We start from the raw sequence: 13006 nt of genomic DNA, 5'->3' as shown, positions 1-13006 counted from the left end.
CATCTCGCGGCACTGGCCAAGCATCCACGATGCTCCGCATCGAGGACCCTCGTCCAGCACCGCGATGCACGCACCTGACCACCGCAATCACTCGAACAACCTCCGAGGCGGAGCACTGATGCGCGTCATCGGCCTGATGTCCGGCACCTCGTACGACGCGATCGATGCGGCGGCGGCCGATCTCCGGATCGAGGACGACCAACTCGTGCTGACCCCCCTCGGCATGCTGAGCCATGCCTACCCGGATGTCCTCCGGGCGGAGCTGGCCCGTTCTTTGCCTCCGGCAACTACAACGCTGGAACAGGTCTGCCGGCTCGACACCGGGATCGGGCAGGCCTTCGCGGCAGTCGCGGAGCAGGCGGTCGAACAGCTCTGCGGCGGCCACGCCGACCTGATCGTGTCGCACGGGCAGACCGTCTACCACTGGGTCGACGAGGGCCGGGTGCATGGGACGCTGCAACTCGGGCAACCCGCGTGGATCGCCGAGGCGACCGGTACTGCGATCGTGTCCGACCTGCGATCCCGCGACGTGGCTGCTGGCGGCCAGGGTGCGCCGCTGGTCAGCATCGTGGACGTCCTCTGGCTCCGCGGCCGCCCTGGTACGCCGGTCGCGCTCAACCTCGGCGGGATCGCGAACATCACCGTCGTACCTCGGGAAGGCGACCCGATTGCCTTCGACACCGGCCCGGCCAACGCGTTGGCGGATGCGGTGGTTCGCGACCTCACGGCTGGCCGGTCCACCTTCGATGCCGAGGGGGTGATGGCCGGTCGCGGGAAGGTCCACCCGGAGCTGTTCGAGCGCTTGCTGGCGGAGCCGTACTACGCGCGGCCGGCGCCCAAGAGCACCGGCAAGGAGCTGTTCCACCTCGGCTACCTTGCGGAGGCGATGTCCGGGCTTCCGCTGATCGGGTCGGACGACCTGGTTGCCACGGTGACAGCACTGACGGCACGGACTGTGGCGGACGCAGTACACGCTCATGGCGGGACAGAGGTGATTGCGGCCGGTGGTGGCATCCGCAACCCGGTGCTGATGCACATGCTGGCCGAGGAGCTTCGTGGCGTGCCGTTACGGAGTACTGACGAGCTGGGATTGCCGTCGGCGGCCAAGGAGGCGTACGCGTTCGCAGTACTGGGCTATCTGACCGTGAACGGACTTGCTGGCACTGTGCCGAGCTGCACGGGAGCGCGGCACAGCAGTGTGCTCGGCTCGATCACTCCAGGGCTCGGTCCCTTGCCTGCGTCGACAGGGTTCGACAGGGCGCCGGTCGCACTGCGGATCACTTGACCAAGGTGCTGCGCGACGGCCGACGATGGCTGGTTTACTCGTTGACCCAGGCAAGGATCTGCTGGGCCGACTCCTCCGGCGTCCCGTCGCCGGCTACCGAACGGGGGACCAGCTTGCGCAGCTCGGCGGCGTCCTCGAGTGCCTCCGCGATCTTGCCCTCTGGCCAGCCCCGCTCGCGCAGCCGTCGACGGCGGACGGCGTCCGGGCAGTCGAGGTGCAGCCAGCGGCCCTCGGGCAGCTGGGCCGGGACGCCTGGCGTGAGCAGCAGGACCGGCGCACCGGAACGGCGGATGAGCTCGGTGATGCGTAGCCACAACGCGTTGTACGCGGGCCAGTTCGCGGCCGCGGACGGGTCGGCGATCTCGATCCCGAGCACCCGGCCTCGGTCGTCGAGCAGCTCGTCCATGTCCATCACCACGAGTGCGCCGTGCCGCAGCCGCAGCAACTCGGGAACTACGGTCGACTTGCCCGAGCCCGGCGCACCGGCCACCACGAACAACCTCGTCACGCCCCCATTTTCACCGAACCGGCCGGTGCGCGACACTCAGTCCGGCAGGTTGACCTTCGAGTTGGTCGAAGACCCAGGATCGGCGGCATGACAGACGAGCTGCTGACGATCAGCGCCTTCGCCCGCCAGGTCGGGCTGACCCCGAGCGCGCTGCGCTTCTACGACGACTGCGGCCTGCTCCGCCCGGCCTCGGTCGACGAGCAGAACGGCTACCGGTACTACTCCCCGTCGCAGCAGGCCCGCGCTGCGTTGCTCCGCGATCTGCGCGAGATCGACCTGCCGCTGGCCGAAGTACGGGTGGTCCTGGACGAAGGCGCGTCGCTCGGGGTGGCCGTCATCCGGTCGCACCTGAAGACTGTCGAGGGCAAGGCGGAAGCGGCGCGGCGGGCCACGGCGAGAATCCTGGCCTCGCTCCAGGCCGTGCCCTACGAGTGCGCTGTCACCTTGGGCGGCGCGGAGCTCGCCAGTGCAATCCGGCAGGTCGCCGCTGCGGCTGCCGCGACCGATGAGATCCCCGCGCTCGCTTGCGTCTTGCTGGAGCTCGGCGAGGACGAGGTGACGCTGGTAGCGACCGATCGTTACCGGCTGTCGGTGCGCAAGCTCCAGCCGCTCGGATTCGCTGGGTATCCGCGCAACCTGTTGGTCCGTGCGTCCGAGCTGACCGCTTTGGCCCGCTGGGTCGGGCCCGCGGCCGAGGTCAGGCTTGAGACAGGACCAGCCGGTACTGCGCTGGTCGTCGACGGCGAGTCCCGGCCGCTGGCGGTGGTGGACGACGAGTTCCCGGCGTACCAGTCCATCCTGGCGGGGTTGACTCCGCCGACCTGCCGGGTGGTCGCCGACCGGCAGCAGTTGCTCGCGCTGCTCACCGGCGAGACCGTTGCCCTCGACATCGACTCGGGGAAGCTCGTGGTGACGGCAGTGGACTCGGGGGAGGCGCTCGGTGAGCTGGCGGGGATCGGCACGGGGGCTGTGCGGCTCGGCTTCTCGGCGTCGCTGCTGGCGGCCGCGTTGAGTGTGAGTGTCGGCCCGGACGTCCTGCTGGAGCTCTGTGCCGTCGACCGGCCGGTAGTAGTGAGGTCAGCCGACCAGGGGACCTTCACCACGCTGGTGATGCCGACCCGCCTCGACGGGTGACCCGCGCCTACTACGGCTGGTTGGCAGGCGCGACCCTCTCGACGTTCGGGGACGCCACCCTGTTCTTCGCGCTCGGGTGGGCGGCGGCGGATCTCGGTCCGCAGGTCGCCGGCCTGGTCCTGACCGCCTACACCCTGCCCAGAGCAGTTCTCCTCCTCGCAGGCGGCGTCCTCGGCGACCGCTGGGGTCCGCGCCGTGTACTGCTCACCTGCGACTTCCTACTGGCCTTCCTGACCCTCCTGCTCGCCGGTGCCTTCCACCTGGTCGGTACTACGGCCGCGCTACTCCTCCTGACCGCGGCAGCCATCGGTACCGTCGATGCCTTTGTACTGCCCGCTGCAGGAGCCTTCCCTCGCCTCTTCGCCGACGACAAGACCCTGCCCAAGGCGATGGCGCTACGCACGTCCACCCAACAGGTGGTGACCCTGGCGGCCGGTCCTCTCGGCGGGCTACTGGTAGCGGTCGCAGGGCTGGTCGGAGCGCTGGTGGTGGACGGTCTGACCTTCCTGGTGTCGTTCGTCATCCTGCTCGCCATCAAGCCGCCACTGGCTACTGCGGCCGTCCCATCCGGACAGTCGGTGGTGAATGAGGCACTGGACGGCATTCGCCTCGCTTGGTCCGAGCCGGTACTGCGGGCTCTGCTGCTGACCGTCGGCCTGACAGCGGCGTTCGTACTACCGGTCACCTCTCTGTGTGTCCCGCTCCTCGCACGCTCCAATGGCTGGACTGCGTCGCTGGCCGGGTTGGTCGTCGGCGCCACTGTGGTCGGCAGCCTGCTCGTCACAGTCGCCGTCGCTCGGCTGGGTACCTTCCCCCTTCCTGGAACGGCAGCGGCTGGTGGCTGTCTGGTGGCAGCCGCAGGCATAGCCGCTCTCGCGCTGTCGTCGAACGCCTACGCAGCGCTGCTCTGTGGTCTGGTGCAAGGCGTAGGAGTCGGCCTGTTCACCTCCCACCTGGCTCCGCTGTTCGTCGCCAGTACGCCGCGGTCCCACCTGACCAGGCTGCAGTCCTTGCTGTCGCTGGCTCAGACACTCCCGCTGATCGCGTCGATGAACTTACTGGGAGGCCTCGCCGAGACGGGCGCGCCGATCGCAGTACTGACTTGCGCAGTCGGCACCGCGCTCGCCGGAGCGACGCTGCTCGGTGCACGAAGCGTCCGGAAAGCAAACGTAGGAGTATCTTGAGACCTATCGGAGTCGGCGGCGCCTCAAAGTCGAGCGTGCCTTTGGAGTCTCCGATGTGACGAGGCGATCGCGATGTCGTTCCCGCTCTTTCTGCCGTCAGTCCAGGCGCCGACCGAACCATTGCGGCTGAGACCTTCCGACATCACGCTGGGCGTCATCTTCGCCGAGCTGAATGCCGCCCGGTCGGCGAACCAGGTCGAGCGTGGCGCGCCCAGGATCGGCGCGGTCGGCGGACCCCGCGCCGACCGGCTGCTGCAGAGCCTGGAGGCCTGCGCCGCCGCCCTGACCGAGCGCAACCTGCCGATCCCCCCGCCCATCCGCGACGAACTCCGCCTCCGCCGTAGCCTCTACACCCCCCGCCGCGGCTAGGGCATGTCTGACAATCCCTAGGCGAGCCCCCACTCCGTAACGGATTGCTGCGGGCTCAGTTATTCCCTGGTGACGGGTGGACGGCGGGGCCGCGGTGTGCTCCCGCTAGGGTCTGTGCCGGTCGGTCCTCCGCCCTGGGCCGAACTTGTCACTCCAACGGGGAGTTTTGTCATGCGTTTCGCCCGCATCGCCTGTGGCTTGCTGCTGGCCCTGATCGGATTGCTGGTCACCATCGCGGGCGCCGTCGCCGCGTTCTGGCTGGTCGGTCCCGACAACACCATCGACACCGGTGAGCAGTCACTGGCGAGCAAGGGCCTGGCGGTGATGACCGCCCCCGACCTGATCGACCGCCACGGCCCGAAGTTGCACCTCACCGCCTCGAGCGGCAAGCCGGTCTTCGTCGGAGTCGGTCAGGACATCGACGTGTCCAGCTACCTCGGCGCCGCGCAGTACACGCGGGTGGTCCGGTTCGACCTGCCCGCGCGGTTCGACAGCCAGGAGATGACCGGCCGGGCCGTGCCGCTGACCGCGCCGGGCCAGCTGGACTGGTGGACGGTCAAGGCGACCGGTACCGGCAAGCAGTCGATCACGTGGCCGATCGTCGACGGCCGGTACGACGTCGTGGTGATGAACGCCGACGGGTCACCCGGCGTCGACGCCAAGGTGACCTTCGGGATCGAGCTCAAGGGGGCCTTCGGCACCTGTCTGCTGGTTCTCGGCGGCGGGCTCGTGCTGCTGTTCGCCGGCCTGCTGCTGATGTTCGCGCGCCGCCGCAACCGCCCGCTCCCGCCCGTCCCGGTGATGTCGCCGGTCCAGACGACCGCCCCGCTGATGCCCTACAGCCCGCCCGCGCCGAAACAGTCCACCCAGGTACGCCGGTCCGCCGGGCTCGCCACCGCTTTGTTGCTTGTGACAACGGGTTGCGTGGCGGTGCCGACCAGGAACGTCAACCACCAGGTGACCACGAAACCCGCCGTCACGCTGGCCGACGGTCAGGCGGTGGTCAAGAAGTACAACGAGGTCAACAACCAGGCGAACCTGACCCGCGACGCGAAGCTGTCCGAGACGATCGAGGGCAACCCGACCCTGGCGCAGACCCGGGCCGGGTACCAGATCGACCGCAAGATCGATGCCGCCGGCAAGGACAAGACCAAGCCGTTCACCTACACCGACCCGGAGATCGGCGCGCCCCAGTTCTCGGCGTACCCGATGCGGTTCGTGGTCGCGTCCGGCATCTCCACCGACCCGCAGAGCCGCCAGCTCGGCGTCTGGGAACGGCAGGACGCCGGCTCACCGTGGTTGCTGACCCACTCCGTCTACCCCACGTCCGCGATGAAGCTGCCGCCGATGGCCGGCCTGCGGATGCCGGTCAAGGCGGACATGGCCAAGCTGCCGGTCCTGCCGCAGACGGCCGGCACCAACCTGGCGGCGTACCTGTCAGGTGGCGCGAAGGCCAAACAGGCGGCGCTTTTTGTGCCGTCGCCCGGCACCGTCAATCTGCTCACCAAGCGGGCGAAAGCGAAGGTCGACGACGCCAAGGAGACCTACATCTCCACCGTCGTGGACACCTTCCAGCTGTCCGGCCAGCCGCTCACCTTCATCGCGGCGAACGGCGAGGCGCTGGTTTTCCTCACCCTCACCGAGCAGTACCGGCAGAACATCGAGCCCGGCTCCAACGCGTACTGGACCAATGGCGCGGTGACCGCCTTCAGCAGCATGGTCAAGTACACCCAGAGCCTGCACCAGGACTACCTCCACCAAGTAGCCCTGACAATCCCACCCACCGGCAAGCCCCGGATCCTCTCCATCGACGGCCAGCTGGTCGGCGCCGGCGGCAACTAACCGCGGAAGGTTGCGCTGATCGTCCGGCCGTGGGTTTGGCGGGTCGGGTAGGTCAGGCGGGTGCCGGTGAGCGTGTGGCTCACCGTGATGCCCGGGTCGCCGGTGAGTTTGGTGAGCCAGCGGGCCTGGACTGTCACGGTGATGGTGGAGCGGGTCGTGGTCGGGTCTGCCAGCGCGATGGTGGTGGTGCGGTCGGCGTGGTGCTGGGTGAGGAAGGACGCCGGGCCGTCGATCGTGTAGTTGAGCAGGTGGTGGCGGCCAGGGGTGAAGGTATTGGCCGCAGTCAGCTTGAGGGCGGGGTGCTGGATCGCCTGCAGGCGTGGGGTGTTCGAGAGGAGTAGCAGGCGGCCGTAGCGGTACGAGCGCAGGCTGGCTTCCGTGGCGTTGGGGACGAGGGCGTAGGCGAGCGAGCTGCGCCGACGGGTCTCATGGGTGAGGCTGAAGACCTGCTTGGTGACTGCGGTGTCCGGGTTGGACGCGCGGACCACGCGCCGGCTGCGGGTGACCTGCTCCAGCCCGACGGTCACTGGGCTCGGCTGCAGGAAGTAGTAGCCGACGGAGGTGCCTGCAGTCGTGTTGGCGTAGCGAAGCCAGCTGAGGTCGGCCGAACCGGGACCGGACCACGCGCCGCCGTTCCGCAGTACGCCGGAGAGCTGGATCGTGTCGGTAGGCGCCGCGATTCGCGCGTCGATCGAGGTGGTCACCGGGCGCTCCTCCTGATCACCGACCCCGGCGGCCAGTACGACGATCTCGTCGTCCAGCAGGAACCACGACTTGGTCGACTCGGCGTTGCGGTAGACCACGAAGTCGTCCGGCAACTGGTCGCGGTCGGCGTAGGCCTGATCGCTCGACTGGACCCAGCCCGCTGCTCCATAGGTGCCGAGCGTGGCGCCCCCGGAGTACTGGTTCGTGCCGACCGGGAAGTAGACGTACTTGTTCTGCAGCTCCGACGATGGTGTGAACTCGGGCGGCCTGTTGTAGTACGCCGTTCCGTAGAGCTCGGGGATCGACTTGCGCTGCTCCAAAGGTGTAGTGACTCCAGCGAGCCGGTACGGCGACACGGTGGTCAGGTAGTCGACCCCGTACGCCTGTGTCTGGTCCTGGCCGCTGAGGTAGAGGTAGTAGGCGCCGTCGCCCTGGAACCACGGCATCAGGTTCTCGCCGCTCATGTACTCGTACTTGCTGATCCGGTTCGAGCTGCGGGCCAGCGCGAACGCGTAACCGGGCCGGCGGTGCACGGTCCGGTCCATCGCGTTGAAGGCGACCGAGCTCGACGCCGGGTTGAGGTCGGCGGGCTTGATATTGCTGTCAGCAACAATATCGGCGAAGCGGGCGATGCTGACCGGCGAGACGAAGGCGTTCGGGTTCAGCGTCGGCCGGGCGGTGAACTTCACGTAGCCGCGCAGCCTGGCCGCGTCTTCCGCCGTCGCGTAGTCGGCCAGGTCGACGATCGCCTCGATCACGATCGCGACGTCGTCGTACCCGGTGGCGGGCCGGGAGATCGCCCGGCCCTTGACGGCTTCCATCATCCAGCCCTCGAAGATGAGCGGCGCGAAGCCGTGCTCGACCCAGCCCTGGACGACCTTCACCAGGTCGTCGCTGCGCGCGTAGCCGGTGCCGTCGAGGATCTTCACGGTCTGCACGACGCGGGTGAGCATCGCTTTGCCGTACGACCCCGTGTAGGCGACCGAGCTGTGCTGGATGAACGAGCCGTCCGCGTAGTACCCGTCCGTCACGCCGTGCTGGAGGTTGTACGGATCGATCGTGGCGAACACCGTGAACTGGTCCTGCAGCGCCTTGCGGATCCGGGCGTCGTCGTCGAGCAACGCGCCCTGGATGACGCGGTTGGCGGTGATGTCGGCCAGGTTCGCGCCGGTGTGGAAACGCGAGTCGAGGTCGACGTCGCCGTCCTGGCCGTTACGCAGGTAGGCGTCCATCGAGGCGACGTACGTCGCGATCAGGTCGGCCGGCGCGTCGAGCAAGGCGAGCGTCTTCCCGACGTGACCCGAGATGCCGATCTCCCAGGTGAACCAGTTGCCGTAGTACCCCTTCGACTGGTCGCCGTAGTAGTTCGCGTGCAACCAGGCCAGCTTGTCGAGCACCTTCGCCCGCACCGCGGCGTTGCCCTGAAACTCGGACGCCGGGCCGGGACGCTTGAACGCCAGCGCGATCTCGTAGAGATGCAGGTACGACGCATTGAGGTTGGGGTCGCTCGTGCCGAGGGGGAGCCCGGCGAAGAGCTCTCCGGGCTGAGCCCGGTCCATCGCGGCCAGCCAGGTCCGGGCGGTCCGGTCCATCGTGGTGAGCTTGGCCTTGACCTCCGGACGCGCATTGGACTCCGGCGTACCGGCGAAGACGGCGACCGCGTTGGCCAGCAACAGCCCCGCCTCAGAAGCTTCGGAGGCGTCGGACCTGGCTTCGGGCCTCGGCACGGCGCGGGCCGGCGCAGGGTTGACCGCGGTCAACAGGGCGGCGGCGGGAACAAAAGACAGCAGGCGACGGCGGGTGATGTCCACTGGTACTCCCGGGCGAAGGGGAAAAACCTCACCCCCGGAGTCAACCAGTCGAAACTATATTACGGCAACCGTTTACCGCTGCGGACCTGAAGATCGACCGCCCGGACGACGCTGTGTGCCCCGCTGGGTGGCCCGCTGGAAGTGAGACGCAACACGCGGGGCGTGATGAGGCCTACACCGACATGACTGACCGGTAACCAACCAATAACATCGCTGGTATGCAGATCCTCGCCATCGTCGTCTCGCTCGCGATCGCCGCTGTCGGCATCGCGTTGTTCGGCAAGACGATCGGGCACATCGTGTCCGTCATCAAGCTCGGTCAGCCGGCCGCCGGCCGGACCGACAACCCGGGGCAGCGCACCGTCACGCTGGCCAAGGAGACGCTCGGCCACACCCGGATGCTGCAGTGGAGCCACATCGGCATCCTGCACTGGTTCGTCGCGTTCGGTTTCCTCGGGCTGGTGCTCAGTCTGGTGACCGCGTTCGGGCAGCTGTTCGACGCCCACTACGCGCTGCCGATCATCGGCCACTGGTTCGTCTTCGAGTGGGTCATCGAGGCCCTCACCTGGACCGGTCTGGTCTCGATCCTCGGCCTGATGGCGATCCGGCTGCTCAACCTGCCGAAGGGACACCTGGCCCGGTACAGCCGGTTCTTCGGGTCACGGGCCTGGCAGGCGTACTACGTCGAGTACACGATTCTCGGCGTGCTGATCTGCATCCTGCTGCTGCGCGGGCTGGAGTACGAGCTCGGCGCCGGCAGCAAGTTCCACTTCCCGGGCACGTTCTTCATCGGCGAGGCACTGTTCGGCGGCCTGAGCGAGCAAGGGCTGGAGAACGCGGTCTACCTGATCGCGATGATCAAGATCCTGATCTCGTTCGCCTGGATGATCACCCTCTCGCTGAACGCCACGATGGGCGTCGCCTGGCACCGGTTCACCGCCTGGCCGAACATCTGGTTCAAGCGCAAGGCCGACGGCGGTACGGCGCTGGGCGCGCTGCAGCCGATCATGGTCAAGGGCGAGCCGATCGACTTCGAGAACATCGAGGAGCTCGACGAGGACGCCGCACTCGGCGTCGGCAAGGTCGAGGACTTCACCTGGAAGGGCCTGCTCGACTTCACCACCTGTACCGAGTGCGGCCGCTGCCAGTCGCAGTGCCCGGCCTGGAACACCGAGAAGCCGCTCTCGCCGAAGCTCGTGGTGATGAACCTGCGCGAGCACGCCTACGCGAAGGCGCCGTACCTGCTGGCCTCGTCCGACGACGACCGCAAGTCGCTGCCCGAGCTGGTGCTGGCCGAGCAGGAGCGGCCGCTGGTCGGCTCACCCGACGTCGCCGTCATCGACGAAGAGGCTCTCTGGGCCTGTACTTCGTGTGGCGCGTGCGTGCAGCAGTGCCCGGTCGACATCGAGCACGTCGACGCGATCATGGACATGCGGCGCTACCAGGTGCTGATCGAGTCGTCGTTCCCGTCCGAGCTCAACGGGCTGTTCAAAGGCCTGGAGAACAAGGGCAACCCGTGGAACATGAACCCGTCCGGGCGGATGGACTGGGCCAAGGACCTGCCCTTCGAGGTCAAGCAGGTCGGCACCGACGTGGAGACGCTGGCCGAGGTCGAGTACCTGTTCTGGGTCGGCTGCGCCGGTGCGTTCGAGGACCGCGCGAAGAAGACCACGCAGGCCGTCGCCGAGTTGCTGAACATCGCGGGGGTGAGCTTCGCAGTACTGGGTGACGGTGAGACCTGTACCGGTGATCCGGCGCGGCGGGCCGGGAACGAGTTCGTGTTCCAGCAGTTGGCGATGCAGAACGCCGAGGTGTTCAAGGAGACCGGCGTGAAGAAGGTCGTCTCCACCTGCGCGCACTGCTTCAACACGCTGAAGAACGAGTACTCCCAGCTCGGCGTCGAACTGGACGTCATCCACCACACCCAGCTGCTGAACCGGCTGGTCCGCGAGGGCAAGCTGACCCCGGTCGCACCGACCGACAGCGCGCTCAACGGGCAGAAGATCACCTATCACGACCCGTGCTACCTGGGCCGGCACAACCAGGTGTACGACGCCCCGCGCGAGTTGCTGGAGATCATCCCGGGCGCGGAGTACGCCGAGATGCCGCGCAACAAGACCAAGTCGTTCTGCTGCGGCGCGGGCGGCGCGCGGATGTGGATGGAAGAGAAGACCGGCAGCCGGATCAACGTGAACCGGACCACCGAAGCGGTCGAGACCGGCGCCGACAAGATCGCCACCGGCTGCCCGTTCTGCCGGGTCATGCTCTCCGACGGCCTCACCGCCAAGCAGGCCGACGGCTCGGCCCGCGAAGAGGTAGAGGTCTCCGACGTAGCCCAACTCCTCCTCGCCTCGGTCAAGCGCGGCGAGTAACCCCTTTCCAGTGGAGGGCCGGGGCCCGTAGGCTCCTGCGTCTTGATCCACTGGAGGGAAACATCGTGAGGTTTCGTTCTCGGGTGGCGGCGACCGCCGCCACCCTTCCGCTGATCCTCGGCCTCGCCGCCTGCGGCGCCGAGAAGACAACCTTCACGGCCACGGGCGACGCCGGGAGCACGCCTGCGCCGGTCAGCACGCCCACGCCGGTCGCACCGCCGACGACGGCCCCGCTGAAGGTCGCTCCGGCGGCAGGTCGCCTGACCACGGCCACCTTCCTGCCGGCCATGAAGAAGGCGTTCGCCACCAACACCACGCTGCGATCGTCCATGCGGATGGTCGCCGGCGGCCAGGTGATGACCGTGAAGGCTGTGCAGTCGGCCACGCCGCTCCAGATGAAACTGGAGATGAACGGAGCATCGTTCGGCGGCAAGGCGACGATGATCGTCACCGGCGGCAAGATCTACGTGTCGATGAAGAACGTCAGCCCGGCCGGGAAGTTCGTCGCGGTCGACCCGGACGACAGCTCCGACCCGCTGGCCGCCACGTTCGCCTCGATGCTCGACGAGATGGATCCGCGGAAGACCTTCGACGCCTTCGACGGTGGGCTGATCAGCGTCGAGTTCGTCCGCTCGGAGACCGTCGGCGGCGTCGAGCTGGACCGCTACGCGGTGACTATGGACACGGTCAAGGCACTGAAGGCCCAGGGCAAGGGTGTGGTCGCCGGGATGCCGAAGACCCTCGTCTACTCGATCTGGATGGACTCCGACAACCTGATGCGCAAGGTCGTCTTCGCGATGCAGGGCGTCAAGATGACGATGACCGCCGACGACTGGGGCCAGCCGGTCTCCATCAAGGCTCCGCCGGCCAGGTTGATCGTCAAGCGCTGATCCCGCGGTGCAACTTCCTGCAAACTGTCTTCCCTCTCAGTGGACCAGACCATAAGCTTCGCTGGTTGTTCCACTGGGAGGGGAAACTTGTGAGGCTGCGTTCCCGGGTGGCGGCTGTTGCCGTCGCCCTACCGATGATTCTCGGCGTCGCCGCGTGCGGCACCGACGAGAAGGCCGGCGCTCCGACCGGCGGCGTCTCGACGCCGGCCCCGGCGACCGCGCCCGCCACGCCGACCGCTGCGCCGCTGAAGGCCGCGCCGCCGCTGCGGCTGACCAACGCGAGCTTCATGCCCGCGATGAACAAGGCGAACAAGAAGGTCACCTCGGTCGAGGTGACTTCCCGGATGACTATGCAGGGCCAGGTGATCTCGATGAAGATCGCCACCACGAACAAGCCGTCGTTCGGGATGAAGATGGACATGACCACCCCGGACGGCCCGATGAAGATGATCGCGGTCAAGACCGGCCTGTACGTGTCGACCCCGGATCTCCCGGCCGGCAAGTACGTGAAGGTGAGCGGCGGCAAGGACGCGGACGCCCAACTGGCGGCGCTGGCGAAGATGGCCGAGAGCGCCGACCCGGCGAAGACGTTCGAGGGCTGGAACAAGGCCGGCCTCAAGGTCAAGTTCGTCAAGAGCGAGACGCTCGGCGTGCGCAAGGTCGACCGCTACCTGGTGACCATGGACACCAAGACCGCGCTCGGCGCGCAGGGCCAGGAAATCCCGGCCGGGGTCAAGCTGCCCAAGACGGTCTCGTACACGGTCTGGATGGGCACCGACAACCTGCCGTACAAGCTGTCCTTCAACCTGATGGGCATGGACATGCAGATGACCATGACCGGCTACAACACCGTCCCGCCGATCACCGCCCCACCGGCCGGCAAGATCGTCAAGAAGCGCTGACCGC

Annotated in this window: 10 protein-coding genes; 8 read left to right on the top strand and 2 right to left on the bottom strand. The window is 67.7% G+C overall.

The genetic code is table 11. From position 1 onward, the window contains the following. The first annotated feature begins 118 nt into the window (after positions 1 to 118). Positions 119 to 1285, top strand: a complete 1167-nt coding sequence (locus ACQPYM_RS40370; RefSeq protein WP_433012096.1) for an anhydro-N-acetylmuramic acid kinase — start codon at positions 119 to 121, stop codon at positions 1283 to 1285. Positions 1286 to 1319: 34 nt separating this feature from the next. Here the strand turns inward: ACQPYM_RS40370 and ACQPYM_RS40365 are convergent, their stop codons facing one another. Further along, positions 1320 to 1793, bottom strand: a complete 474-nt coding sequence (locus ACQPYM_RS40365) for an AAA family ATPase (protein ID WP_433012093.1) — start codon at positions 1791 to 1793, stop codon at positions 1320 to 1322. An 87-nt stretch (positions 1794 to 1880) separates the two neighbouring features. On the opposite strand from ACQPYM_RS40365, the gene ACQPYM_RS40360 reads away from it, so the two are divergent. The 4 genes from ACQPYM_RS40360 (at position 1881) to ACQPYM_RS40345 (ending at position 6322) form a co-directional block, all read left to right on the top strand. Continuing rightward, a complete protein-coding gene (locus tag ACQPYM_RS40360) occupies positions 1881 to 2927 on the top strand; it encodes a MerR family transcriptional regulator (protein ID WP_433012090.1) in 1047 nt (348 codons plus the stop codon). After that, positions 2924 to 4111 carry an MFS transporter gene (locus tag ACQPYM_RS40355; protein WP_433012087.1) on the top strand — a complete coding sequence of 396 codons (1188 nt, stop codon included), beginning with the start codon at positions 2924 to 2926 and terminating at the stop codon, positions 4109 to 4111. Before ACQPYM_RS40360 ends, ACQPYM_RS40355 begins: the two co-directional genes overlap by 4 nt. A 72-nt stretch (positions 4112 to 4183) precedes the next feature. Then, entirely contained in the window at positions 4184 to 4480 is a 297-nt protein-coding gene (locus tag ACQPYM_RS40350; protein WP_360287511.1) for a hypothetical protein, read from the top strand. 171 nt (positions 4481 to 4651) lie between these two features. Beyond that, positions 4652 to 6322: a hypothetical protein gene (locus tag ACQPYM_RS40345; RefSeq protein WP_433012084.1), complete on the top strand. Its 1671-nt coding sequence runs from the start codon at positions 4652 to 4654 to the stop codon at positions 6320 to 6322. Here the strand turns inward: ACQPYM_RS40345 and ACQPYM_RS40340 are convergent. Continuing rightward, complete coding sequence (locus ACQPYM_RS40340) at positions 6319 to 8838, bottom strand: polysaccharide lyase family 8 super-sandwich domain-containing protein (protein WP_433012081.1); 2520 nt, start codon at positions 8836 to 8838, stop codon at positions 6319 to 6321. The genes ACQPYM_RS40345 and ACQPYM_RS40340 overlap by 4 nt on opposite strands. Positions 8839 to 9056: 218 nt before the next feature. Here ACQPYM_RS40340 and ACQPYM_RS40335 point away from each other — a divergent pair, with 218 nt between their 5' ends. From ACQPYM_RS40335 to ACQPYM_RS40325, 3 genes are all read left to right on the top strand, one after another. Then, positions 9057 to 11210, top strand: coding sequence for a (Fe-S)-binding protein (locus ACQPYM_RS40335; protein WP_433012078.1), 2154 nt, complete (start codon positions 9057 to 9059; stop codon positions 11208 to 11210). Positions 11211 to 11275: 65 nt separating this feature from the next. Beyond that, on the top strand, positions 11276 to 12100 hold the full coding sequence (locus ACQPYM_RS40330) for a hypothetical protein (protein WP_433012075.1): 825 nt from the start codon (positions 11276 to 11278) through the stop codon (positions 12098 to 12100). 89 nt (positions 12101 to 12189) lie between these two features. Next, positions 12190 to 13002 (top strand): hypothetical protein, encoded by an 813-nt coding sequence (locus ACQPYM_RS40325; RefSeq protein ID WP_433012073.1) that lies wholly within the window; start codon positions 12190 to 12192, stop codon positions 13000 to 13002. The last annotated feature ends 4 nt before the right edge of the window (positions 13003 to 13006 follow it).

Origin of the sequence: Kribbella sp. CA-294648 (assembly GCF_050943845.1) — a bacterium.
In the GTDB taxonomy this organism is placed as follows: Bacteria; Actinomycetota; Actinomycetes; order Propionibacteriales; family Kribbellaceae; genus Kribbella.
Note: the sequence above shows the minus strand (reverse complement) of the source record. Positions and strands in the feature narration are given on the sequence as shown.